The sequence below is a fragment of the Rhodococcus oryzae genome, from assembly GCF_005049235.1.
In the GTDB taxonomy this organism is placed as follows: Bacteria; Actinomycetota; Actinomycetes; order Mycobacteriales; family Mycobacteriaceae; genus Rhodococcus_G; species Rhodococcus_G oryzae.
In genome coordinates, this window is sequence record NZ_SUMD01000015.1 from 1 (window position 1) to 23,204 (window position 23,204).

General features: G+C 67.4%; 20 protein-coding genes. 17 read left to right on the top strand and 3 right to left on the bottom strand.

Annotated features, from left to right (window positions below; translation table 11 throughout):
- Positions 1-1,367, top strand: a 1,367-nt coding sequence (locus FCG67_RS22925; RefSeq protein ID WP_246045237.1) for a thioesterase domain-containing protein, incomplete at its 5' end; no start/stop codon positions are given.
- Positions 1,368-1,388: 21 nt separating this feature from the next.
- Here FCG67_RS22925 and FCG67_RS22930 read toward each other — a convergent pair.
- The gene (locus FCG67_RS22930) at positions 1,389-2,084 is read right to left on the bottom strand and encodes a GntR family transcriptional regulator (protein WP_136911918.1); all 696 of its coding nucleotides are present in this window, start codon (positions 2,082-2,084) and stop codon (positions 1,389-1,391) included.
- 44 nt (positions 2,085-2,128) lie between these two features.
- Positions 2,129-3,274 (bottom strand): acyl-CoA dehydrogenase family protein, encoded by a 1,146-nt coding sequence (locus FCG67_RS22935; protein ID WP_136911919.1) that lies wholly within the window; start codon positions 3,272-3,274, stop codon positions 2,129-2,131.
- 174 nt (positions 3,275-3,448) lie between these two features.
- On the opposite strand from FCG67_RS22935, the gene FCG67_RS22940 reads away from it, so the two are divergent.
- The 4 genes from FCG67_RS22940 to FCG67_RS22955 all read left to right on the top strand — a co-directional run bounded on the left by FCG67_RS22940 (position 3,449) and on the right by FCG67_RS22955 (position 8,892).
- Entirely contained in the window at positions 3,449-4,978 is a 1,530-nt protein-coding gene (locus FCG67_RS22940) for an aldehyde dehydrogenase family protein (RefSeq protein ID WP_136911920.1), read from the top strand.
- 9 nt (positions 4,979-4,987) lie between these two features.
- On the top strand, positions 4,988-5,884 hold the full coding sequence (locus FCG67_RS22945) for an oxygenase MpaB family protein (protein WP_136911921.1): 897 nt from the start codon (positions 4,988-4,990) through the stop codon (positions 5,882-5,884).
- A 105-nt stretch (positions 5,885-5,989) separates the two neighbouring features.
- Positions 5,990-7,447: a wax ester/triacylglycerol synthase domain-containing protein gene (locus tag FCG67_RS22950; RefSeq protein WP_136911922.1), complete on the top strand. Its 1,458-nt coding sequence runs from the start codon at positions 5,990-5,992 to the stop codon at positions 7,445-7,447.
- Positions 7,448-7,485: 38 nt separating this feature from the next.
- A complete protein-coding gene (locus FCG67_RS22955; protein WP_281282355.1) occupies positions 7,486-8,892 on the top strand; it encodes a wax ester/triacylglycerol synthase domain-containing protein in 1,407 nt (468 codons plus the stop codon).
- A gap of 19 nt (positions 8,893-8,911) precedes the next feature.
- Here the strand turns inward: FCG67_RS22955 and FCG67_RS22960 are convergent, their stop codons facing one another.
- Positions 8,912-10,144 carry a TetR/AcrR family transcriptional regulator gene (locus FCG67_RS22960; RefSeq protein WP_136911924.1) on the bottom strand — a complete coding sequence of 411 codons (1,233 nt, stop codon included), beginning with the start codon at positions 10,142-10,144 and terminating at the stop codon, positions 8,912-8,914.
- 270 nt (positions 10,145-10,414) lie between these two features.
- Here FCG67_RS22960 and FCG67_RS22965 point away from each other — a divergent pair, with 270 nt between their 5' ends.
- From FCG67_RS22965 to FCG67_RS23020, 12 genes are all read left to right on the top strand, one after another.
- A complete protein-coding gene (locus tag FCG67_RS22965; RefSeq protein ID WP_136911925.1) occupies positions 10,415-11,200 on the top strand; it encodes an enoyl-CoA hydratase-related protein in 786 nt (261 codons plus the stop codon).
- A gap of 121 nt (positions 11,201-11,321) precedes the next feature.
- Positions 11,322-12,908 carry a fatty-acid--CoA ligase FadD5 gene (fadD5, locus tag FCG67_RS22970; RefSeq protein WP_136911926.1) on the top strand — a complete coding sequence of 529 codons (1,587 nt, stop codon included), beginning with the start codon at positions 11,322-11,324 and terminating at the stop codon, positions 12,906-12,908.
- Positions 12,909-13,091: 183 nt separating this feature from the next.
- Complete coding sequence (locus tag FCG67_RS22975; RefSeq protein ID WP_136911927.1) at positions 13,092-13,901, top strand: MlaE family ABC transporter permease; 810 nt, start codon at positions 13,092-13,094, stop codon at positions 13,899-13,901.
- Positions 13,901-14,761, top strand: a complete 861-nt coding sequence (locus FCG67_RS22980) for an MlaE family ABC transporter permease (RefSeq protein ID WP_097211061.1) — start codon at positions 13,901-13,903, stop codon at positions 14,759-14,761. Before FCG67_RS22975 ends, FCG67_RS22980 begins: the two co-directional genes overlap by 1 nt.
- A gap of 1 nt (position 14,762) precedes the next feature.
- Positions 14,763-15,992, top strand: coding sequence for an MCE family protein (locus FCG67_RS22985; protein WP_136911928.1), 1,230 nt, complete (start codon positions 14,763-14,765; stop codon positions 15,990-15,992).
- Positions 15,989-17,038, top strand: a complete 1,050-nt coding sequence (locus FCG67_RS22990) for an MCE family protein (protein WP_136911929.1) — start codon at positions 15,989-15,991, stop codon at positions 17,036-17,038. The genes FCG67_RS22985 and FCG67_RS22990 overlap by 4 nt, the downstream gene beginning before the upstream one ends.
- Positions 17,038-18,084, top strand: a complete 1,047-nt coding sequence (locus tag FCG67_RS22995) for an MCE family protein (protein ID WP_136911955.1) — start codon at positions 17,038-17,040, stop codon at positions 18,082-18,084. Before FCG67_RS22990 ends, FCG67_RS22995 begins: the two co-directional genes overlap by 1 nt.
- Positions 18,081-19,199: an MCE family protein gene (locus FCG67_RS23000; RefSeq protein WP_136911930.1), complete on the top strand. Its 1,119-nt coding sequence runs from the start codon at positions 18,081-18,083 to the stop codon at positions 19,197-19,199. Before FCG67_RS22995 ends, FCG67_RS23000 begins: the two co-directional genes overlap by 4 nt.
- Positions 19,199-20,281 carry an MCE family protein gene (locus FCG67_RS23005; protein WP_136911931.1) on the top strand — a complete coding sequence of 361 codons (1,083 nt, stop codon included), beginning with the start codon at positions 19,199-19,201 and terminating at the stop codon, positions 20,279-20,281. Before FCG67_RS23000 ends, FCG67_RS23005 begins: the two co-directional genes overlap by 1 nt.
- Entirely contained in the window at positions 20,278-21,489 is a 1,212-nt protein-coding gene (locus tag FCG67_RS23010; protein WP_136911932.1) for an MlaD family protein, read from the top strand. Before FCG67_RS23005 ends, FCG67_RS23010 begins: the two co-directional genes overlap by 4 nt.
- Positions 21,486-22,067 (top strand): mce associated protein mas1a, encoded by a 582-nt coding sequence (locus FCG67_RS23015; RefSeq protein ID WP_211243304.1) that lies wholly within the window; start codon positions 21,486-21,488, stop codon positions 22,065-22,067. The genes FCG67_RS23010 and FCG67_RS23015 overlap by 4 nt, the downstream gene beginning before the upstream one ends.
- A 24-nt stretch (positions 22,068-22,091) precedes the next feature.
- Positions 22,092-22,997: an oxygenase MpaB family protein gene (locus tag FCG67_RS23020; RefSeq protein WP_136911933.1), complete on the top strand. Its 906-nt coding sequence runs from the start codon at positions 22,092-22,094 to the stop codon at positions 22,995-22,997.
- The last annotated feature ends 207 nt before the right edge of the window (positions 22,998-23,204 follow it).

Sequence of the window (23,204 nt, forward strand, 5' to 3'; positions counted from 1 at the left end):
CGGGTGAGCGGATGTACCGGACGGGTGACTTGGTGACGTGGACTGCCGGCGGTGAGTTGGAGTACATCGGTCGTACTGATTTCCAGGTGAAGTTGCGTGGTTTGCGGATCGAGCTCGGCGAGATCGAGTCGGCCATGCTCGGGCTCGACGGGGTCGATCAGGCCGTGGCCGTGGTCCGGCAGGACGGCCTGGGGCATCAGCAACTGGTCGGGTATGTGGTCGGCGACCCGTCGTTCGATCCGGGCGTCGCCCGCGCTTCCCTCGGCCGAGCGCTGCCGGAGTACATGATTCCGAGCGTGTTCGTGGCGCTGGGGGAGTTGCCGTTGAACGCGTCCGGCAAGCTTCACCGCTCGGCTCTGCCCGCGCCGGAGCCTGTCGCCCGCGAGTATCGCGTACCGGTGTCCACGACGGAGGTCGCGATCGCAGAGGTGCTCGCCGAGGTGCTCGGCGTCGGCCGGGTCGGGTTGGACGACAACTTCTTCGAGCTCGGCGGTAACTCGCTGATCGCCACCGGCGTGGTGGCTCGGCTGTCGGCCCGGCTCGGATCCGAGGTTCGCCTCCAGTGGATGTTCTCCGATCCGACCCCGGCGGGGCTCGCCGATCGGATCGACTCGGGTACGAGCGCCGACGCTGACGGTGAGGCGTCCTTCGAGGTGCTGCTCCCGATCCGCGTCGGTGGATCCGAGCCGCCCCTGTTCTGCGTGCACCCGATCGGCGGGCTGTCGTGGGCGTTCGCCGGCCTGGTCCGGCACCTCGAGTCCGACCGCGGAATCTACGGCCTGCAGTCGCCCGCGCTCGGGAGCTCCGGCTGGGCGCCGGGTTCGATCGGTGAATGGGCCGACAGGTACGTGCGCGAGATCCGTTCGGTTCAACCCGAGGGGCCCTATCACCTGCTCGGGTGGTCGCTCGGTGGCGTGATCGCGCAGGCGATGGCGGTCCAATTGCAGTCAGAGGGCGAGGATGTCGCGCTACTGGCGATGATGGACAGCTTCGCCGATCACGAGGCCGCGCCTGCACGGTCGGTCCTCGATGAGCCGACACCGGACGAGCTGATCGGCGGGCTGGTCCCGGAGGGGATCCGCATCGACGACCGGGCACAGGCCGTCGAATCAGTGGTGGAGTCCCTCGCGCTGCTGGCCGCGCATCGCCCGAAGTCGTTCGCGGGTGACGTCGTGTACTTCACCGCGGCGCAGGAAGACAGGAGCGGGTCGCTCGGGGCCTCGACCTGGCGGTCGGTGGTGGACGGCGCGATCCACAATCATCCGGTGGAATCGACGCACTGGGGGATGGCCTCGCCCGAGGCCCTGGCCGTGATCGCCGGCATCCTCGACGACTGGTGGACCGGCGCGGAGGCGGTGACCCGCTAGAGCGCGGTGACGACTACACAGTCAGTCCCAGATCCCGACATCTTCGAGGTGGCTGATCAGTCGCTGCGCCCCGTCGAGGAAGTGCGCCCGGGATTCGCGCCCGGCCTCCTCCGCGTCGCCCACGGCCATCGCGTGGATCAGCCGGTCGTGGCTCGCGATGGCGGCATCGCCCCAGCCGTGGTCCGCCGAGTAGAAGTGCACCGGCGTGTACCGGGTCGCATTGAGCAGGAACCGGGAGAGCTTGGCGGAACCCGCCAACCGATTGAGGATCCGATGGAAGCCGAACTCGAGGTCCTCGATCCGTGCAGCATCCGAATCCTCCACGGCACGAGCCAGTTTCACATTGATGGCGCGAAGCTCGTCGAGGGTCTCCTTGTCGATGGCTGCGGTGGCCCTCGAGGTCAGCTCCTCGGCGATCTGCCCCTGCAACCAGAAGACGTCGTTGATGTCGCCACGACTGAGAGTGGCGACGACGTACCCACGGTGCGGCACCAGCTCGACGAGGCCCTCGCTGCGCAGTGTCAGCAGGGCCTCGCGGACAGGGGTGACGCTGACCCCGAGCTCGGCGGCGGTCTCGTCGAGACGGATGAACTCGCCCGGCCGCACCCCGCCCGACATGATGAGGTTGCGGACGTGTACCGCGACGTCATCGGAGAGCTGGGGGCGGCGACGGAGCGCGCGCGCCTCCTTCGGGCGGGGTGTGGCGGACGAGGTCATCGAGTCTCCTTCTGACGGCACTCAGCTTAAACGCCTGCCAGTGGCTACAAGCCGTACGTCTTGCCGATGATGTCCCGCTGAATCTCGCTGGTCCCGCCGAAGATGGTGGACACCAGCGCCCCGCGGACATGCTTCTCCATGTCGAACTCGGTGGCGTAGCCGTACCCGCCCATCATCTGCATGCCCTCGAGGGCGACGCGCTTGGCGGTCTCGGTCGCTTTCAGCTTGGCCATAGAGGCCTCCCGGGCGAGGACCTTGTCCGGGTTGGCATCCGCCTCGCGAGCGACGTTGTAGACGAGCAGCTTGGTGCATTCGATCTCGGTGGCGAGGTCGGCCATCCGGTGCCGCAGCGACTGGAAGCTGCCGATCGGCCGGCCGAACTGCTTGCGCTGGGTGATGTACCCGAGGGTGTCGTCGAAGGCCCGCTCCGCGGTCCCCAGGATCATCGCGGCAAGGATCAGCCGTTCGAAGTTCAGCCCGGTCATCAGCTGACGCCAGCCGTTCCCCACCTCGCCGACCACCGCATCCGCGGGGAGTACGCAGTCGGTGAAGTAGAGGTCGTTCGTCTCCTTCTGGCCGCCCATCAGCTCGATAGGGCTGATCTTCAGGCCGTCCGTGCGAGCAGGCACGTGGAACATGGTCATTCCCTCGTGCTTGTTCTCGCCGCGGCTCGTTCTCGCGACGAGCAGGATGTTATCCGAGATGTGGGCGTTGGAGCACCACGTCTTCTGGCCGTTGACCAGCCAGCCGTCCGAGGTCTTCTCGGCCTTGGTGCTCAGGTTCCCGACATCGGAACCGGCCTCGGGCTCGGACATCGAGATCGACTGGGACGCACCGCGGACGATGCCGCGCAGCACATCGTCCTTCTGCTGCGGGGTACCGAACTTGGCGTATGCCCCGCCGGTGATGAGCGTCGGCCCGATCGCGCCGATCGGCAACATCCCGCGGTGGGTCTGCTCGAGCAGGATGCACATGTCGACCATGGTCGCGTCGGAGCCGCCGAATTCCTCCGGGATGGTCAGCCCGAGCCAGCCCAGCTCGGCCAACTTCTCGTATACGCCCTGGTTGTGATTGTGCGCGCCGTGATCCGTCAACTGATCGCGCTTTTCGCGCGTACCGGCCTCGCGCTTGCAGAAGTCTGTGACGGACGTGGCGAATGCCCTCTGTTCCGTGGTGAATTCAACGCTCATCTTCGTATGGCTCCCGCTGGTCGTGTGGGCGCACGGTGCGCGCCGGGGGATCAGTGTCGATGTGGTCTTGTCGGCGGGCCTGCCGCCGCCTAATGTGATGTTCACAACAGTACATCACATCAAATATATTTGATGCGAAGTATCTACAGCGATCGGCGACGGAGGGAACTGTCCATGCCACAGCAGGCGGCCAAGAAGCGCGAGCTCACCGAGACAGCAGGGTCTCCCGCGGCGGCGGGGGTGATCGAGTCGCTCGATCCGCGCACCGACGAGGTCATCGCCAGCTACCCGGTCGCGGACGCGGACGAGGTCGCGAGGGTCGTCGAGCGGGCTCGCCCCGCCGCGCGTTGGTGGGAGTCGCTGGGCTTCGACGGCCGCAAGCGATGGCTGCTGGACTGGAAGACGGCGCTCGCGTCCGACGCGCAGGCGCTGGCCGCCGTGATCTCCCGCGAGACCGGGAAACCGCCTGGCGACGCCCTGCTGGAGGTGATGCTCACCGTCGAGCACCTGGATTGGGCTGCCCGCAACGCCGCGAAGGTGCTCGGCAAGAAGAAGGTGCCCGCCGGGTTGGTGAGCGCCAATCAGGAGGCGACCGTTCGGTACCAGCCGCTCGGCGTGGTGGGGGTGATCGGGCCGTGGAACTATCCGCTGTACACGCCGATGGGTTCGATCTCGTACGCACTCGCGGCGGGCAACGCGGTGGTCTTCAAGCCGAGTGAACTGACGCCGGGTGTCGCGGTGTGGATTGCCGACAAGTGGCAAGCGCTCGTCCCCAACCAGCCTGTGCTGCAGGTGATCACGGGTGACGGCGACACAGGGACCGCGCTCTGCAGGGCCGGGGTCGACAAGGTCGCGTTCACCGGTTCGACGCCGACCGCCAAGAAGGTGATGGCCTTGTGCGCGGAGACCCTGACCCCGATGGTCGCGGAGTGCGGCGGCAAGGACGCGATGCTGGTGGACGCAGATGCGGATCTGGAGGAGGCGTCGAACTTCGCCGTCTTCGGCGCCATGGGCAACGCGGGCCAGACCTGTGTCGGTGTGGAACGAATCTATGTGGCGGACGGGGTGTTCGACACGTTCGTGCAGAAGGTCACCGAGAAGGCCAAGCGGTTGCGGCCTGGCGGTGCCCCGGACTCCTCGTATGGGCCGATGACGATGGCACGGCAGTCGGAGGTGGTGCGTGGGCAGATCGACGACGCCATCGCCAGGGGCGGTCGCGCGGTGCTCGGCGGCCCGGAGTCGATCCGCGGGTCCTTGGTCGAACCGGTGATCCTCGTCGATGTTCCGGAGGACAGCAGCGCCGTCCGGGAGGAGACCTTCGGGCCGACGGTGGTGATCAACCGGGTCGCGGACCTGGATGAGGGGATCGCTGCGGCCAATGCGTCCAAGTACGGACTCGGTGCCTCGATCTTCACCGGTGACCGCAGGCGGGCGGTGGCGGCGGCCGAGCGGTTGCGAGCCGGAGTGGTCACGATCAACTCGGTGCTGGGATTCGCGGGCGTGGCTGCGCTTCCGTTCGGCGGGGTGGGGGAGTCGGGCTTCGGCCGGATCCACGGCGCGGACGGACTGCGCGAGTTCAGCCGCGCCAAGTCGGTTGCCCGGCAGAAGTACCGGGCGCCGCTGAACCTGCTGTCGATGGAACGCAAACCAAGAGACATGAAGATCGCCGCGTGGTTGCTCAAGACGCGGCACGGCCGGAGCTGAGGGGGCACGATGTTGCTGGTGAACGAGAACCCGTCCCGACCGCGCGGCAGGTATGGCTGGCTCCACCGGATCGAGCAACTCGATCCGGCAACGGACAACCACGAGATCCATCGGATCACCGCCGGCTTCGAGTTTCCGTGGGACTACCAGCGCGCGCTCGAGTTCGCACTGTTCCGGACCTACTGCGTGCCCACGATCTCCGCGTTGCTGCGCAGGACCGGGGAGTTCGAGAAGCGGCCGCAGAAGCGCTATGACGACACCGCGCTGCTGATGGCAGAACTCGTCGAGCACGGCTACGACTCGCCCCGCGGCACGGAGTCGCTGCGAATGGTGAACCGGATGCACGCGAAGTACGACATCGACAATTCGGACATGTTGTACGTGCTGAGCACCTTCGCTTTCGATCCGTTGGACTGGATCGACCGCTACGGATGGCGCCCACTGCACCCGAACGAGCGACTTGCCTCCTTCCTCTTCTACCGGGAGGTCGGACTGCGGATGGGCATCAAGGACATCCCGGAGGACTTTCAGGAGTTCTACAGGTTCAAGATCGAGTACGAGGCCGAGCGTTTCCGGTACACCGAGGACAATCACCTGATCGGCGTCTACACCCGGGACCTGTTCTGTGCGTGGTTCCCCCGTCCGCTTCGGCCTGCCGTCCGGCAGGGGGTCTACGCGATGCTGGATCAGCAGATGCGCTCCGCCTTCGGGTTCCCGGCCGCACCGGCCTGGATGACGGGCGTCGCGCAGCGCGGATTGGTTGCCCGGTCCAAGGCTGTCCGGCTGCTGCCGCCGCGCAGAAGGTCGAAGGCCGCCAGGGACCCGCACAACCGGACCTATCCCGGATACCCGGTTGGCTACCGACCGAGCGATCTCGGAGTGGACCAGAACCACGGTCGGGGCTGACCGGCGGGGAACGCGCGTCGTCCCGCGCTGCGGGAGCCTCGATGCGCGGGGCTTAGTGTCAAACGGTACCGTCTCGCCGGCAGGGGTCGACGAACGGGGAGTTACGTGCTGCAGGTCGATCCGCGGGATGCGGTGTTCCTCTATGTGGAGCGTCCCGTCGCCTGGCAGACCTTTCTGTCCGCCTACGCGTTCGTCCCCGATGGTTCGCAGGCGCGCCCGGCTGAGCGCCGGGAGATCACCCGTTGGATCGCCGACCGCGCTCGCGGGATCGCTGTACTGCGGCAAAGACTGGTCCGCGTCCCGTTCGACCTCGACCATCCGTACTGGGCCGAGGATCCCGAGCACTCGGTCGAGGATCATCTCTTCTTCCATGACGGCTCGGGATGGGAGGAGCTGCGCGAATGGATGGCGCAGCTCGTGCAGCAGCCGATGGATCGGTCGAGGCCGCTGTGGGAGCTCCACGTCGTCACCGGGGTCCGCGATATCCCCGGCGTCACGGGGGAGGCCACGGTCGCGGTGATGAAGTTCCATCACTCGATGGCGGACGGCGAGCTGAGCACCACCATCTCCAGGGCGCTGTTCGGGGCAGGCCAGGTCCCGGCCGTTCGCCCCGGCGAGCCGGTCGCCGCGCTGCAGATACCGGCCCCGGCCGGTCTGTTCACCTCCGCCGTCCGAGCGTGCCCGCGCAAGATCGGTGAGCTCGTCGGCGGCTTGCGAGAGTTCCGCGCGACGCGCCACCGGCTCCTGGTCGAACGCGAGGAGGGCACGCACGCCCTGCCCGTCGCGAAGCGGCCGCGGACCGTGCTCAACCAGCCGCTCGGCCCCGACCGGGTCTTCGACGTGGCGTTCCTCCCGCTCGACGAGTTGCGGGACATGAAGGCCGCGCTCGGCGAGGTCACCGTCAACGACCTCGTACTGACGGTGATCGCGGGCGCGTTGCGCAGGTACCTCCACGAGGTCGACGGCCCGACGGCGGGTTCGCTGGCCGCCGCGGTTCCGATGTCCATCCGCCACACCCGCGCATCCGAGTCACGAAATCAGTTCCTCACGATGGCGGTGGACCTGCACACCGCCACGGTCGATCCGATCGCGAGGGTCCGCGCGATCCATCGGTCGGTCCTGGAGGAGCGCGAGCGGTTGAGCATTCCTGCCGAGGCCGTGGCGGCTTCCTGCGATGTCGTCGGAGTCATACCCGGATGGGTGATTCGAGCCGCGCTGCGCATCGGTTACGGACGACCGAAGCGACGGTCGGACTCGATCCACTACGTCAACACTCTGGTCAGCAGCGTGCGCAGTGGCGGTGCGGACCTGCGCCTGTGCGATGCGACCGTCGTCGCCGGCTTCGGCCTCGCGCCGCTCGTGGGTTTGGGTGGGGTGGCCCACGCCGTCGGCTCGGTGGGCAACTCCCTCACCGTCAATGTCACCGCCGATCCGCTGCAGTTGGCCGACATCCGCCGCTATCACGAACTCCTGCTCGAGTCGTTTGCCGAGCTAAGGGACCAGATCTGCCTCGGGAATGGTTCGCCGGTACGGTTGGACATCGGGAGCGTCGCCTCGGGGTGAAGCGGCGCGTGTTGGGGATGAGGCGGTACATGGAGCAGATGCATCCGAGAGACACCGTATTTCTGTACGTGGAGAAGGAACAGGCCAAACAGGCCACTATGACCGCGTATGCCTTTGTGGCCGAACATGATTCGGATCGACATCCGGATCCCGTGGAGATCACCCGGTGGATTGCCGATCGCGCGGGCGGGATGGAGATGCTGCGGCAGCGGGTGGTCCGCGTGCCGTTGGACCTCGACCACCCGTACTGGGCGGAGGATCCGGAGTTCTCCGTCGACAATCACCTCGTCTTCCACACGGCCGAGCGGTGGGAGGATGTGCGGACGCTGCTCGCCGACCTGCTGCAGAGCCCGATGGACGAGTCCAGACCGCCATGGGAACTGCACGTGGTCTCCGGCGTCCGCGGGATCGACGGCATCCCGGGCGAGGCCACCGTGGCGGCGCTGAAGCTGCATCACGCGGCGGCGGACGGCATGTTGAGCGCCGCGATCGCACGCCGCCTCTTCGCGGCGGAGCCGGGCGAGCGGGACGGAATGGTCGACGTCGTGGACGTGGCCGCGCCGCCGTCGCAGGTCGGAATGCTGGCGCGCGCGCTCGGATCGACCCCGCGGAACCTGGGCCGGCTCGCGCAGGAGCTCCTCAGGGCGCGGTCGGCGCAGCGTGCACTGCAACTCGGAAGCGATCTGGGTTTGTACCGGACGCCAACGGCCGTTCGCCCGCGCACGACGCTCAACCAGCCGTTGGGCCCGGATCGGGTTTTCAACACCGCGATACTCCCGCTCGGCAGCCTGCGCGCGATGAAGGCAAGGCTCGGCGAGGTCACGGTCAACGACCTGGTGCTCGCCGTGATCGGCAGGGCGATGCGGAATTACCTGCACGCGGCAGGCGAGGTGCCTGCCGGGTCGCTGGGTGCCGGGGTTCCGATGTCGACCCGTTCGACCGTGGAGGCGACGTCGCGAAACCGGTTCGTGACCATGTACGTGGATATGCACACCGAGACCGAGGACCCGGTCGAGCGGGTGCGGGAGATCCACGATTCGGTTCTCGACGAACGGGTCCGCACGACCACTCCCGCGTCGTTGACGCTCGACGAGCTCCCCGGCGCCGTTCCTGGCGCTCTCCTTCGCGCGGGCCTTGCGGTTCTCGGCGCGCTGCCCAAGTCGGAGTCGTCGACTGTCAGCCTGGGGAACGCGCTCGTCTCGAACGTGCCCAAGGGGCCGGCGGACATGAAGCTCGGCGATGCGACGGTGGTCGCGAGTTTCGGCCTGTGCCCGCTCTCGGGGCTCGCCGGTCTTGCGCACCGGGTCGACAGCGTCGGGGATGTCCTCACGATCAACGTCACAGCGGATCCGTTGCAGTTGCCGGACGACGATCGTTACGTCGAGCTGCTGCACGAGTCGTACGACGAGCTCGAATCGGCGATCATGAGCGGCGCCACGGTCTGAGGCGACGGCTCGCGGCCGGTCAGCTGTGCAGCACCGTCAGCATGAGGGTCTGCATCCGGCCGCGGGCCTGTGCGCCGGTGTCGAAATGGAGTAGCCGGCCCACGTCGAGGGTCTGGCCGAGAGCCGCGTGCACCAGGAATCTGGCCTCGACCGCGGACAGCTCGGGCCGAACCGCGGTGAGCAGGTGGACCCACTCCTCGACGTGCAGGCGCTGCACGTTGCGGAGGTTGGTGCGCTCCTGCTTGGGCAGGTTGCCGATCTCCGAGAAGTACACGGAGAGCACCTCGGGATGCGTGAATGCCAGATCGATATAGGTGGCCGAGAGTCGACTGAGGGCCTCGTCCGGGTCGGTGGATGCGGCGAGCGCCGCCGCCGTCGCCATGGCCAGGCGATCGGCTGCCCGGTGGAATGCGGCCGCCAGCAGGTCCGCCTTGCTGGGGAAGTGCCGGTAGACGCTGGACGCGTTGATGCCGGCGGCGGCGCCGATCTCCTCGATGCTCGACTCGTGATAGCCGCGGTCGTGGAAGATCTTCACCGCCTCCGCGAGCAGTAGTTCACGCTTGGAGGTCACGGCGAGTCCGCGCTGAGTGGCGGGATCGTCGATCGTCGTCGTCGCGGGCGGCGCGGCTGCCAGGTCGCATCTCAACACGCCCCGCGCGGTGCCGAGCAGGAGCTTCTCGATCTTGCGGTTCGCCAGCGCGGCGCTGTGGGCGGTGATGCTTCCGATCACGCTGAGCGCCGCTGCCGCGAGGATCACCGATTCGCGTTCGGTGAGTTCGGGTCGCAACTCGCGCAGCGGCCCCGCGACGTTCTGGGTCACCGCGACGAACTCGGCCCGCATCAGGTCCCGGTCGTCCGGCCGGAGGTAGCGGCCCTCCCACCGGTAGAGCCCACCGGTCTTCCGGCTTTCGACGGTCGTCACGATCAGCGCTCGCAGCACGGAATCCAATTGGAGCTCGGGGGTGCGGTCCGGATCGTCGGACTCGGCGGCGGCATCGGAGGCCGATCGGAGGGCGCCCACCGTTCCCATCGCGGCGTGGACCAGCAAGGCGTACTTGTTCGGGAAGTGGCGATACAGGGCAGGTCCGGAGATGCCGAGAGCGGCGGCGATGTCGTCCACGCCGACCGCGTGATAGCCCCGTTCGCTGAAGGCCTGCGCCGCCACCAAGGCGATCTGCGCCTTGCGGTCCTTCGGTCGTCGCCGAACGGGCGCGGCGGCCGAAGCCGGCCGGCCGGTGGTCGTCTGGGGCATCGACGTCTCCTGACTTCGGTCCCCACACCTTACCGGAGAGTCCCGCCGCGCCGATCCACAAGCAAAGTGCGGATCGTGGAATGGTCGTGACCGAGCCGAACGGGCGCTCCATGCAATAGTCAGGCTGGCAACAGAATTCGTTGTTGACAGGCGAGGTTTCGTGGGTGAAAGTTAGCCATCATTCTCACCGTGTGATCACCCTCGCCGGGCCGGGTGAAGCCGCGCCCCGAATGTCGCCGTTCTGTTCGTGTTCGTGCACGAGAAGGGAAGATGGCCGTGGCCCGACATGCGGGACTCCGGGTCGAGTTGGAGGAGGGCGTCCTGCGGGTCACCTTCGACCGGCAGGAGCGGATGAACGCGCTCGACCTGGAGTCGATGAACGCCCTTGGTGACCTGCTGACGGGGCGGGCGGAGGATCCGTCGGTTCGGGTCGTGGTGATCGCCGGGGCGGGTGCGGCGTTCTCGACGGGCGCTGACCTTGCGACGGCGGCGGACGGTCCCGGGGCCGACCCCCGTGCCGTGATGGCATCGGCGAACCGAGTGATCCGGGCGATTCTCACGTTGCCGGTGCCGGTGATCGCGAGAGTGAACGGGGCGGCGGCCGGTATCGGCGCGTCCATCGCCTTCGCGGCGGATCTGGCGTTCGCGGCGCCGAGCGCGTACTTCCTGTTGGCATTCGTCAACGTTGGGCTGATGCCTGATGGTGGATCGAGTCTGCTCGTTCCCGCCGCGATCGGCCGGGCCAGGGCGACCGAGATGGCGCTGCTCGGTAGGAAACTCGGCGCCGCGGACGCCGCGGCGGCAGGGTTGATCGCCCGGGTGCTGGCGGAGGACGAGCTGGCGTCCCACGTCGACGCCGTCGCCGCCAGGCTGGCGCGCGGACCACGGCGAGCGATCGAACTGACCAAACGCTCGTTGACGGCCGCCACGCTCGCCCGCATCGACGAGGCCATAGAGCGGGAGACCGAGGGCCAGGTCGAGCTGCTGGCCGCCCCGGACTTTCGGGAGGGTGTGGCCGCGATGCTTGGCGGCCGGGCTCCCGAATTCGGCAGCTAGACCCAAACTCCCGCTGCGAATCTCTGTTAACAAAAACGCCGCGCGCTAGATCTGGTATTGCCATACTGGGCGCATCCGTGAGGGTACGTCAGCCACACCGTGCCAGGGAAGGGACATCAAGATGTCATTCAGCGATGATCTGCTCTCGCAGCCGCTGCAGTCGCGTAGGAATCACTGGAACAATCAGGTCGCCACGCACGCGGTCATGCGGCCGGATGCGGTGGCTCTGAGGTTCCAAGGGACCACCACGACCTGGGCCGGGCTGCATCGGCGCTCGGAGTCGTTCGCGGACGCGCTCGCTCGCCGGGGCATCGGGGCCGGTGACCGGGTTCTGCTGGTCATGCTCAACCGCCCCGAATTCCTCGAGGCGGTTCTCGCCGTCAATTCACTCGGCGCCATCGCGGTTCCGGTCAACTTCCGCCTCACCCCGCCCGAGATCGCATTCATCGTGACCGACAGCGGCGCGACCGCGGTCGTCACCGACACACCGCTGGCGCCCCTGGTCGCTGCTGTGCGAGCTCAGGTTCCGGCCCTGTCGACCTGTGTCGTCGTCGGGCAGCCGGGTGCGGACGGGATGCTCGGCTACGAAGAACTGCTCGACGAGGACGGCGCGGCCCACGCGCCGATCGACCTGATCGAGGACACCCCCGCGCTGATCATGTACACCTCCGGCACGACGGGCAGCCCCAAGGGGGCGGTGCTCTCACATGCGAACATGCAGGCGCAGGCCCTGACCTGTATCCGAGCCCTGCGAATGTCAGGCGGCGACGACGTCGGGTTCTGTGCGTCGCCGATGTTCCACATCGCCGCGCTCGGGAGCATGGCTCCTTCCCTCGTGCTCGGAGTGCCGACGGTGATCCATCCGCTCGGTGCATTCAACCCAACGGAGCTGCTGGAGGTCTGGGAGGCGGAGCGGGTAACCACGGCCTTCCTCGTGCCGGTGCAGTGGCAGGCAGTGTGCGCGGAACCCACAGTGCGGCAACGTGACCTGGCACTACGAGTGATCAGCTGGGGTGCTGCACCCGCTTCTGACGTGGTGCTTCGGGCGATGTCCGACACCTTCCCTGACGCGGTCAACGTCGCGGTGTTCGGGCAGACCGAGATGTCGCCGATCACCTGTGTCCTGGACGGCGACGACGCAGTGCGCAAGCTGGGATCGGTCGGCAAGGTCATCCCGACGGTTCAGGCGCGCATCGTGGACGACGAGATGAATGACGTGCCAGCCGGGCAGGTCGGCGAGATCGTCTACCGCGGCCCGACCATGATGCGCGAGTACTGGCGAAATCCGCAGGGCACGGCCGATGCGTTCGCGGGCGGATGGTTCCACTCCGGAGACCTGGTTCGCCAGGACGAGGAAGGGTTCATCTTCGTCGTAGACCGGAAGAAGGACATGATCATCTCCGGTGGGGAGAACATCTACTGCGCCGAGGTCGAGAATGCGCTCTTCGCGCATCCGAAGGTGTTGGAGGCGGCGGTGATCGGGCGACCGGATGACAGGTGGGGCGAGGTTCCCGTCGCCGTCGTGGCGCTCCGGGGTGACGATCTCACACTCGATGAGCTCTCCGAGTTCCTCGAAGCGCGACTGGCGAGGTACAAGCACCCGAAGGAACTGGTCATCGTGGACGCGCTGCCGCGGAACGCCAGCGGCAAGGTGGTCAAGGGTGACCTGCGCAAGAACCACGGATCGGTGTCGGCGAAAGCCGGCTGACGTCGGGGTTGGGGGAGCGGGCGGCGGGGAGGGTCGTCCGCGCCAAGGGGGAGGTGCGTCACATGTCTCATTTGCGAGAATCGCCGTTCACTTAATCATTGCGGTTGGCTGTCTGCTGTGAGAGGCTTCACGCATTCGGACCCCGAGGGGCTTCGATCGCGAACGGGTTGAGAGGGGGCTCTCATGACGTACGAACTACCGGTCGCCAAGGGGCCGGTTCGTGACGTCGCGAACCAGGGCGGGTACCTGATCGGATTCGCGGTTCTCTCGCTCGTGGCGTTGGTCCGAGCGTTGTTCCGCCGCCGATTGTCTCTGCACGAGACCATCACTCAGACGTTGTTCATCGGACGGGTCAGCACCGGCCCCTCGCTGCTGCTGATGATCCCGATCGGCGTGTTCATCGCGGTGTCGGTTGGCGAGCTCGCGGGCCGGATCGGTGCGGGTGGGTACTCGGGTGCGGTGGTGGCATTCATCATCGTCGGGCAGGCCGCCGCGCTCGTGTGCGCGCTGATGATGGCGGGCGTGGCGGGCTCGGCGATCTGTACCGACCTGGGGTCACGCAAGATCCGGGAGGAGATCGATGCCATGGAGGTCATGGGCATCGATGTCATCGAGCGGCTGGTCGCGCCCCGGCTGGTCGCGGCGGTGGTGGTCTCGCTCGCGCTGTGTTCGATGGTGACCTTCGGCGGCGTGATGGCCTGCTACCTCTATCACATTTACGTTCAACATCTTCCGGCTGGGACTTTCATGTCGACCTTCAGTCAGTACGGACGAATGTCCGACTTCGTGATGGCGCTGGTGAAAGCGGCGGTCTTCGGTCTCACGTCCACCCTGGTCGCCACCTTCAAGGGCTTGCACACCAAGGGTGGGCCGCGAGGAGTCGCGGATGCGGTCAACGAGGCGGTGGTGATCGCCTTCGCCCTCGTGTTCATCGTCAACGCCGCACTCTCCGCGCTCTACACCGTGATCGTCCCGGCCGTGGGGTCCTACTGATGGTCGGCTTCGACACGATGGTCCGCGTCCGGCGTCAGTCGACCGTGCCCGCCAGGGCGGTCTACGGAGCGCTGGTGGACGTCGGCAGGCACGTGACCTTCTATGCGCGGACCGTCGCATCGATCCCGTTCGCGCTCACGAGATATCGCAAGCACGTCCTCGGCCAGATCAGCGAGGTCAGCTTCGGTACCAACTCGGTGCTCTCCGGGGGCGGCACCATCGGAATCGTGTTCGCGATGTCCCTGGCTGCCGCGATGATGCTCGGCGTCGAGACGCAGCGCGGTCTCGAACTGGTCGGGATGACGACGATGTCGGGAATGCTCTCCGCCATCGCGAACACCCGCGAGCTCGCGCCGGTCGTGGTCGCGATCGCGCTGGCGGCCAAGGTCGGCACCGGATTCACAGCCCAGATCGGCGCGATGCGGATCTCGGATGAGATCGACGCGCTGGACGCGATGGCAATCCGCTCGATCCCGTTCCTCGCCGGCACCCGGGTGCTGGCCGCCATGGTCTGCGTCCTCCCCATATTCATGGTCGGATTGCTCGCGAGCTACCTCTCGACGCGGCTGGTGATCGTGTTCTGGGGCGGTGCCTCCGCGGGCACCTACGACTACTTCTTCCACCTGGCGCTGTCCCCGCAGGACCTCGTCTACGCAGCACTCAAGGCGGTGGTCTTCGCCGCGGTGGTCTCGCTGGTGCACTGCGCGTACGGCTACTACGCCTCGGGTGGGCCCGCGGGGGTCGGGCAGGCCGCGGGCCGCGCGCTGCGCACCGCGATCCTCGCGATCGGGATCCTGGATGTGCTGATGACCTTCGCGCTGTGGGGCCTGGTCCCCGAGATCCCCGGAATGGGGGTCTGAGGTGGACCAGTTCACGGGACGATCGCGCGCGTGGCTGGCGCTGCGCGGGGCGGTCGCCGTGCTCGTCGGTGTGCTCGTCGCGGTGACGCTGGTGCTGCGCGGATCGGGGAACCTGCAGCGCGATCCCGAGGTGGTCGTCGCCATTCCCGCGTCCGCGGGCCTGATCACCGGTGAAGCGCCGGTGCGCTATTCCGGTGTCAATATCGGCAGGATTGCCGGAATCGACTCGGGCACAGAGTCGTCCGTGGTGCGGCTGCAGATCGATGCCGCCGCGATCGGGCAGGTGCCGTCCTCGGTCCGCGCGCGGGTGGTACCCCGGACGTTCTTCGGGGACATCTACATCCAGTTGGTCGACGACCCGAACGCACGGGCTGGGGTCGCGCTCGCGGACGGTGACGCGATCGCTGTCGATGCCGGTCCGGACGCGGTGGCGCTCTACGGGGTCTACAAGAAGATGGTCGACGTCCTCGACCACATGCAGCCTCAGAAGATGCAGTCCGCGCTGACCGCGCTTGGCCAGGCGCTCGACGGGCGGGGGGAGACGGTCGGCCGAATCGTCGACCGGCTCGGCTCGGCATCGCGAACGCTCGGCCCCGCCGCCGAGCAGTTCGTCGGGGCCACTCCCGATTTCCGTTCGGTGATGGCGGCGCTCGACACGGCGACGCCGGACGTGCTCGCCACCCTGACCGCGGCGACATCGGTATCGCAGCGAATGGTCGATCACGGCGAGCAGGTGGCGGCGATGTTCGGGAGCGCGGCGGGATTCGCCTCGGTGGCGGCGTCGTTCGTCGGCGAGCAGCGCGATCAGATCATCACCGTGGTCGATTCGACGGGCACGATCCTCGCGACCACAGCGGCGAACCCGGCCGGCCTGGTCGACACCCTGTCCGGGGCCGAGACCTTCGGGGCGGCGGGCGCTCGCGTGTTCGCCACGGGAAAGTTCAACATCACCGCGGTGCCGACCTTTCAGGGCCCGCTGCCATACACGGCGTCCGACTGCCCGCGCTACGGCGACGAGTACGGCGCCGACTGCGGCGGGGCCCAGGTCTTGTCCGTGCAACCGGGACGCCAGCCCGTTGTCGATGTGGGACGCGAGGCCCCCGTGCTGAACCTTCTCGAGGCCGGTCTGCGCGAGAATCCGGCCAGCACCGACCCTGATGCGGTCCCGAACCCGGCCACCGTCGTCATGCTCGGGCCGATGGTGCGCGGCAGCGAGGTGGCCGTCCGATGAAGATCGGTTGGGTGCCCGCGCTGAAGGCTGTTGGATTCTGCCTGACCGGCGTGCTGTGCGGGTCCTTCGTGGTGAACACGCTGACGGTTCCGGTGCGCGGCGCCACCGATCGGTACACCCTCGAATTCACCGACGTGGAGGGCCTGAGTCCCGGCAATCCGGTGACCATGGCAGGCGTTCGGGTGGGGCGCGTCGAGACCATCGACTTCGCCGACGCGGGCGGCGGCACCAGCAAGGCCGTGGTCCGGATCGAGGTCGAATCGGAGCACCGACTGGCCCGGGACATCACCGCCGCGGTCCGATACGGCGACATGCTGGGCGCACGCTACATCGCGCTGACCCAACCGGATGGCGTCGCGATCGACACCGTGGCGATCGGGCAGAGCCCGGCTGCCCTCGAACCGGGTGGGCTGATCCCGGTCGCGCAGACCACGCCGCCGGTGGACCTGACCGCTCTGATGAACGGGTTTCGACCGCTGTTCGATGCGCTCGCCCCCGATCAGGTCAACACCCTCACCCGTGGATTCGTCGAGACCTTCAGCGGACAGGGACAGACGATCGCGACCCTGCTCGCACAGATCGGCTCGCTGAGCACCGGGCTGGTCGATCGGCAGGACGTGATCGAGCAGCTGGTCGACAACCTGGCCTCGCTGCTGGGCTCGGTCGAAGCGAGAGCCCCTCAGCTCGAGCAGCTGCTGGCAGGGCTCAGCGGGCTGAGCACTTCGGTGGCGGGCAACAGCGACCAATTGATCGCCCTGCTCGGCGACGGGAACCGGGCGGTCGCTCAGATGGCGCAGGCGATGGCTCGGTCCAACGGGGCCTTCGGGAGGTCCGTGACCGATCTGAAGGCGGTGACCGACAGCTGGGTCGCGAGCACCGATGAGTTCAACGCTTTCGTGGCCGAGATGCCGGAATTCGGGGCCGAGATCAACCGGATGGGCAGCTACGGCGGGTTCGTCAATCTCTACCTCTGCAACTTCACCCTGAAGGCGGGCGATGTGGAAGCAAACACCTTCGGCGCAGCGCATTCGCCGGTGTGCTCATGATGTTCCTGGTGAAGCTGATCGACGTGTTCGTCGGCGCCACGCGGTTTCTGTTCACCGGCGAGCGGCGGCCTGGCAGTGGCACGCCGATGGTGCTGGGTGCCCTCGGGATCATCGCACTGGTAGTGGGCCTCGGGATCGCGATCGGCGCGCCGAAGGCGTGGTATCTGGCGCGGACCGGTCCCTTTGTCGCCGAACTCGACAACGCCGCCGGGTTGTCCGGAGGCGACCCCGTGTACGTGGCAGGGGTCCCTACCGGCCGGGTGGAGGGAATCGAGTTGTCAGGTGACCACGTCCGTGTCGACTTCCGGTTGGACAAGCAGCAGCCACTCGGCAATCAGAGCACCGCAACCGTGCGGCTCAAGACGGTACTCGGCAAGCGGTACCTCGAGATCGTGCCCGCAGGGGTGGACGACGGAGGCACCGTCATCCCACGCTCCCGCACCACCGTTCCGTACAGCCTCGATGACGTCAGCAGGGACGCGACGGCGGCCGCCGAGGGTGTCGATGTGGACTCGATTCAGGCGATGATGACCACGCTGTCCCAGATCATGCCCGCCGATTCGGACCAACTCGGGAAGACCCTCGCCGGGCTCAGCGGCGCATCGGCCGCGTTCGCCGAGAACGGGCAGCAGATAGACGAACTCCTCGTCATGTCCCGTTCGCTCTCCGATCTCGTTGTCCGTCAGAGTGATTCGCTGGCGACGACGATGTCGAACGCGCAGATGGTGTTGCAGATCCTCGCCGTCAGGAAGCAGGCGCTGACCGAACTGGTGGACAACCTCAGCACGGTGGTGGCGACCCTGTCCGCCTCGATGTCCGACCATCAGGAGGAGTTCGGACAGCTGGTCACCAACCTCGTGTCGATCACCGACACCCTGAAGACGAACGCGGGCAACATCGAGTTGCTGATGGACAGGCTTCCCCCCGCCCTCCGATCCGCGACAGATGCGACCGGTAACGGGGCCTGGACCGACGTCAACGCGCCCGCCGCGGTGATCCCGGACAACATGCTGTGTGCCCTCGGAGTGATGCAGGGGTGCAGATGACCGCCGCCCGATGGTCGCGGGTCGCGACCGCGCTCACGCTCGCCGTCGCGCTGCTGGCGGCTGGATGGTTCGTCTTCGCCCGCACCGACGATGCGAAGACCGTGCACGCGAACTTCAGCTACGTCAACGGGATCTATCCCGGGAGCAAGGTCACCGTGCTCGGCGTCCCGGTCGGCTCCGTGATCGCGGTGGAGCCGCAGGGCACCTCGGTGCGCGTGACGATGACGGTGCCCGGTGAGGTGGAGTTGCCAGCAGATGCCAGTGCCTACGTGCTCAATCCGTCGGTGATCAGCGACCGGCACGTCGAACTCGGACCCACCTACGGTGGCGGGCCGCTACTCGCGGACGGTGCCCAGATCCCGCTGGAACGCAGCCACGCCCCGATCGACTTCGACGGGCTGATGGGGAGCATCAGCACGCTCACGGATGCCCTCGGTGGCGGTGCACCGGACCGGCCGGGTGCCAGCACCGGCGACCTGCTGACCGAGGTGGCGGACAACTGGCGCGGCAACGGTGACCAGTTCAACGCCGCCATCAAGAGCCTCAGCGCGGCAACGGGAGTGGTGGGAGCGCGGGCCGAGGACATCGGTGCGCTGGTGCGCAACCTCAATGCCCTGATGGCCGCGTTGGATGCCCGTCAGGTGAACTTGGACGCGCTCGTTGCCGACCTCGGGGAGCTCGGGGACGAATGGTCGGCGCAGAAGATCGACATCGCCGGACCGCTGCAGGACCTGCGCGTTGTGCTCGATCAGGTCAACGCCTTCATGACCCGACACGGGGACGATATCGGCACGGTGGCCGAGAACACCCGGGTGCTCGGCGACACGCTTGCCGCGAACCAGGCCGGCCTCGCCGAGTTCATGGACGTGGTGCCGCTGCTGATGCAGAACCTGTCGAACACCGTCGGGCCCGACAATCGGGGCCGGATCCGGCTGAATGTGTCGACGGCGCTGACCCAGTTCGCCGTCGCGAAGCCGCTCTGTGACGCCTACCCGCTGCCGCTCTGTACCGGGGCCGGGTTCACCAATCCGATCTCCTTCCCGGTCAGTGCCTCCGATCCGCTCGGCATCGTCTCGGCGGTCACCGGGGCCGCGCAGGCGCCGAGGGGGAACTGATGCGCCGCACGTCGATCGGTCTCGCCTGCGCCGCGCTGGCAGGCAGTCTGCCACTCGCGGGCTGCGGCATCGGCATCGCGGACCTGCCGCTCGGCCGCACGGCGGACGGTCCCGACTACGCGGTCACGCTGGAGCTCGCCACCGCGGATGGATTGCTGCCGGGTGCCGACGTGCTGAACGGGCAGAAGGTGATCGGTCGCGTCGCGGGCCTGGCGACCGACACGGTGGGCGCGAGGGTCGCATTGAGTCTCGAACTCGCGATCGAATTGCCGGACAACGTCGAGGCGTCCGTGGAACTTCCGTCCGCGCTGGGAAACCCGTTCATCCGGCTCGCCGAACCAACGCAGCCCTCGTCGCGGCCGCTGCGGGACGGCGACGTCATCGCCGAGTCCCGCACGACGATCGGTCCGCAGATCGAGAGTGCGCTGGCCACCCTCGGCACGATCGTCAGCGGAAGCGGGTTGAGCCAATTGCAGACCGTCGTCGGCGAGTTGAACACGGCGTTCGCGGGCCGGTCGGGGGAGGTGCGGGGACTGATGGACACGTTGGCCTCGTTGATGGCGGGCGCGACCGCCAATCAGGCCGAGTTCGATGCCGCCATCGACCTCGCGGCACGGGTCTCGCAGCAGCTGGCCGATCAGCAACGGGTCGTCGACGGCTACCTCGACGCGATGCCGGGTGCGGTCGAACTGCTCACGCAGCAACGGGATTCCATTGCGTCGCTGCTCGCCTCGACGACCGCACTCGCGAGTAGCACCGACGCCATTCTCGCTGCGTCGCCGCAGGGCATCGACGGCATGCTCGCCGATGCCGGCACGGTGATCGGGGCGTTGAACAGCGTCAACGGCAGGATTGCCACGACGCTGGACAACATGAACACGTTCCTGGGGAACTTCGGGCGCTCGGTGCACGGGGACTACCTGAACTTCGATGGCGCGCTAGACATTCCGGGAGGTATTGACAAGCTGATCATCGGAGGAGCGCTGCCCGGCGGCGCCGCGAGCCCGCCCGCGGGCACACTGGCATCGCTGCTGACCGGCGGTGTCCCGTTGTCTGCGCCGATCTCGGGTGGTGTCCGATGAGGCGCCTCGTGCTCGTCCAGCTGGTGCTGTTCGCCCTCACGTCGGCGATCGTCATCCCGTTCGGCATCAACTACGTCCTCGGGCCGCAGGCGTTCGGGGACCCGGTCCGGGTGCATGCCACGATGACGGACGCGCTCGGGCTCACCGCGGGCACCAGCGTCACCTACCGGGGGGTCACGGTCGGGAAGGTGGCGGGGGTGTCTCTCGACCCCGACATCCGTGGTGCCCGTGTGGAGTTCGACCTGGACCCGGGGATCCTGATCCCGCGGGACAGCGTCGCCCGGGTCGGGATGGGGACGGCCGCGGGCATCCAGAACGTCGACATCTTCCCCAACACCGAGCTGGGCCCCTACCTCGCGGAGGGCGACGAGCTCGCCGCGCCCGCCGAGGCGCAGCCGGTCCAGATGGGTCAGATGATGTTGCAGGCAGCCCGACTGCTCGAGGACATCGATCCGCAGGCGGTCAGCGATATCGGAACGGAGCTCGGCGCGTCGTTCGACGGTCTCGGTCCGGCGATGGCGAGCATGATCGATCACGGAGACCGGCTGTCGGCTCAGCTCGACGAGCAGGCTCCGATGCTCAAGGCCCTTCTCGAGCGGACCACGAGTCTGGTCGGAGCGATGGCGGGACAGTCCGATTCGTTCGGGCGGGGGATGGCGGCCGCGCGCAACTTCACCGAGCAGCTCGACTCGAGCGCCCCAGTTCTCGTCTACCTCGCCGACACCTCCCCGCAGGCGCTCGGCAATGCGAGGACCCTGTTCGACCGCTACCACGACACCTTCGGTGCCGTGCTCGCGAATCTGGTGACCGTGGAGCCGGTCATCTCGGATCGCAGCGACGCCCTCGCCGCCGGTCTCGTCGGTATTCCACAGGGTCTGGGCAAGCTGGAGTCGATCGTCACAGGGGACCGCGCGAACTTCGCTCTCGTCGCCACACAGGGACCGGTCTGCAGTTACGACACCGTGCGCAGAGCGGTCGGAGACGTGAGTCCGACCGAAACCGATCTCACCTACTACTGCCCGCCGGGAACGAACATCGCTCAGCGTGGCGCCAGGAACGCACCCAGGCCCGACGATCTCGGCCTGCAGAACGCCACAACGCCAGGGACCCCCATCGGTCCCCCCGTTGTCGCCGACCCGATCCTCATCCCCACCGGGGTCGAGGCATTGAACTACTGGAAATCGCTTCTGGAGGATCTCGGACGATGACAACTGACAGCATCACAGCCGCTACGCCGCGAGGGTCCGACGCGCCCACGACCACAGCGGAAAGCGAGATCGAGCCCGTGCCGCCACGCCGCGCGATCGCTTCGCTGCGTCGACCGTCGGCGCTGGTGGCGCTGCTGGTGGTGCTCGCGCTGCTCGCCACGTCGGCCGCGCTGACGATCCAGGTACTCCGTGCCCGGCACCTCGACGCGCTGCGCGCCGAGGCTGTCGACATCGCGCGGGAGTACTCGGTGGCGATGTCCTCGTTCGACTTCCAGAGCCTGGATGCGAACCGGGACGCGATCATGGAGATGTCGACCCCGGCTTTCGCGGACAAGTACAACCAGATGGTCGACGCGCTCGCGCAGATCGTCACGGAGGGCAAGGGCCAGGCGACCGCGACCGCGGACCACGTGGCGGTCGAGCGCATCGACGACTCATCCGCGCTGGTGCTCGTCTTCGTGGACCAGCAGGCGAAGAACGTCGTCTCGCCCGACGGCAACTCCCAGAAGTACCGGATGGTGGTCTCTCTCGTCCGTGAGGGCGACCGATGGATCGTCGACAACGTCGACACCAAATAGTCACGTACGAGGACAGGGGAAGCGATGCCCACTCACCACCCGGAGGCCTCGGCCGGTGGATCGGCCCTGACCACGGCACAGACCCGCATCCGGATCACCTCGTCCGAGCGCGGGTGGACGCGGCGACCCGCGCACATCTCCGAGGCATTGGACTTCTGGTCCTTCGCAGGCGGCGCGGCGAACGTGGTCATGCAGCTGAGCCGGCCCGAGGTGGCCTACGGGGTGATCGAGAGCAAGGTGGAGTCCGGCAGCCTCATGCGACACCCCTGGAAGCGGGCCAGGACGACCTTTCAGTACCTCACGGTCGCGATTCTGGGAACCGACGAGGAACGTCTCGCCTACCGGGAGGCGGTCAACGCCGCACACCGGCAGGTGCGCTCGGACGAGAACAGCCCGGTCAAGTACAACGCCTTCGATCGCGAGCTCCAGCTGTGGGTGGCGGCCTGCCTGTACATCGGGTTCGAGGACACCCACCAACTCCTGCACGGCGCGATGTCCGAGGAGCAGGCGGAGTCCTTCTATCAGTCGTCCAGCACGCTGGGCACGACCCTGCAGGTCACCGAGGAGATGTGGCCCTCCACCCGGGCCGACTTCGACGGTTACTGGAACAACGCATGCCTGCGGGTGTCGATGGACGACACTGTCCGCTCCTACCTGATGGACCTGGTGAACCTGCGGATGATCGGGTGGCCGCTGCGGCTCGTCTTCGGGAACCTGTTGTCGTTCCTGACCGTCGGTTTCCTGCCGCCGCTGTTCCGCGAGCAGCTCCGGGTCGAGTGGAACGAGGACGACCGCAGGCGATTCGAGCACCTGTTCGTATTCGTCTCGTTCGTCAATCGGTTCCTGCCTCGCTTCGTCCGGCACGGAGCCAACTACGTGCTGATGCGCGACCTTCGCCGGCGGATCGGCACCGGACGGGCGCTGATCTAGTCCGCGGGGGCGGGTTTCGCCGAAATGTGATGAACGCTAAGTTACTCGCTAGTAACAGTCGGGTGCTGGTAGCAAATAGCGCGTAACGCGTGTCGGCTGAATGGGTCTCCCGTCTTTGGTGTGCGATGATTTCGGTTGCTGTATTGCAGGTCATGACGGACTGCGTGCTGTGACGGGGGTCATTGGGAGGTGGAGGCAGGCTCCGCA

Coding starts and splice junctions, on each gene's coding strand:
- FCG67_RS22930 (WP_136911918.1), bottom strand. CDS start 2,084: ATGACCTCGTCCGCCACACCCCGCCCGAAGGAGGCGCGCGCGCTCCGT.
- FCG67_RS22965 (WP_136911925.1), top strand. CDS start 10,415: ATGGCCGTGGCCCGACATGCGGGACTCCGGGTCGAGTTGGAGGAGGGC.
- fadD5 (WP_136911926.1), top strand. CDS start 11,322: ATGTCATTCAGCGATGATCTGCTCTCGCAGCCGCTGCAGTCGCGTAGG.
- FCG67_RS22975 (WP_136911927.1), top strand. CDS start 13,092: ATGACGTACGAACTACCGGTCGCCAAGGGGCCGGTTCGTGACGTCGCG.
- FCG67_RS22935 (WP_136911919.1), bottom strand. CDS start 3,274: ATGAGCGTTGAATTCACCACGGAACAGAGGGCATTCGCCACGTCCGTC.
- FCG67_RS22990 (WP_136911929.1), top strand. CDS start 15,989: ATGAAGATCGGTTGGGTGCCCGCGCTGAAGGCTGTTGGATTCTGCCTG.
- FCG67_RS23005 (WP_136911931.1), top strand. CDS start 19,199: ATGCGCCGCACGTCGATCGGTCTCGCCTGCGCCGCGCTGGCAGGCAGT.
- FCG67_RS23020 (WP_136911933.1), top strand. CDS start 22,092: ATGCCCACTCACCACCCGGAGGCCTCGGCCGGTGGATCGGCCCTGACC.
- FCG67_RS23015 (WP_211243304.1), top strand. CDS start 21,486: ATGACAACTGACAGCATCACAGCCGCTACGCCGCGAGGGTCCGACGCG.
- FCG67_RS22945 (WP_136911921.1), top strand. CDS start 4,988: ATGTTGCTGGTGAACGAGAACCCGTCCCGACCGCGCGGCAGGTATGGC.
- FCG67_RS22995 (WP_136911955.1), top strand. CDS start 17,038: ATGTTCCTGGTGAAGCTGATCGACGTGTTCGTCGGCGCCACGCGGTTT.
- FCG67_RS23010 (WP_136911932.1), top strand. CDS start 20,278: ATGAGGCGCCTCGTGCTCGTCCAGCTGGTGCTGTTCGCCCTCACGTCG.
- FCG67_RS23000 (WP_136911930.1), top strand. CDS start 18,081: ATGACCGCCGCCCGATGGTCGCGGGTCGCGACCGCGCTCACGCTCGCC.
- FCG67_RS22940 (WP_136911920.1), top strand. CDS start 3,449: ATGCCACAGCAGGCGGCCAAGAAGCGCGAGCTCACCGAGACAGCAGGG.
- FCG67_RS22955 (WP_281282355.1), top strand. CDS start 7,486: ATGCATCCGAGAGACACCGTATTTCTGTACGTGGAGAAGGAACAGGCC.
- FCG67_RS22960 (WP_136911924.1), bottom strand. CDS start 10,144: ATGCCCCAGACGACCACCGGCCGGCCGGCTTCGGCCGCCGCGCCCGTT.
- FCG67_RS22980 (WP_097211061.1), top strand. CDS start 13,901: ATGGTCGGCTTCGACACGATGGTCCGCGTCCGGCGTCAGTCGACCGTG.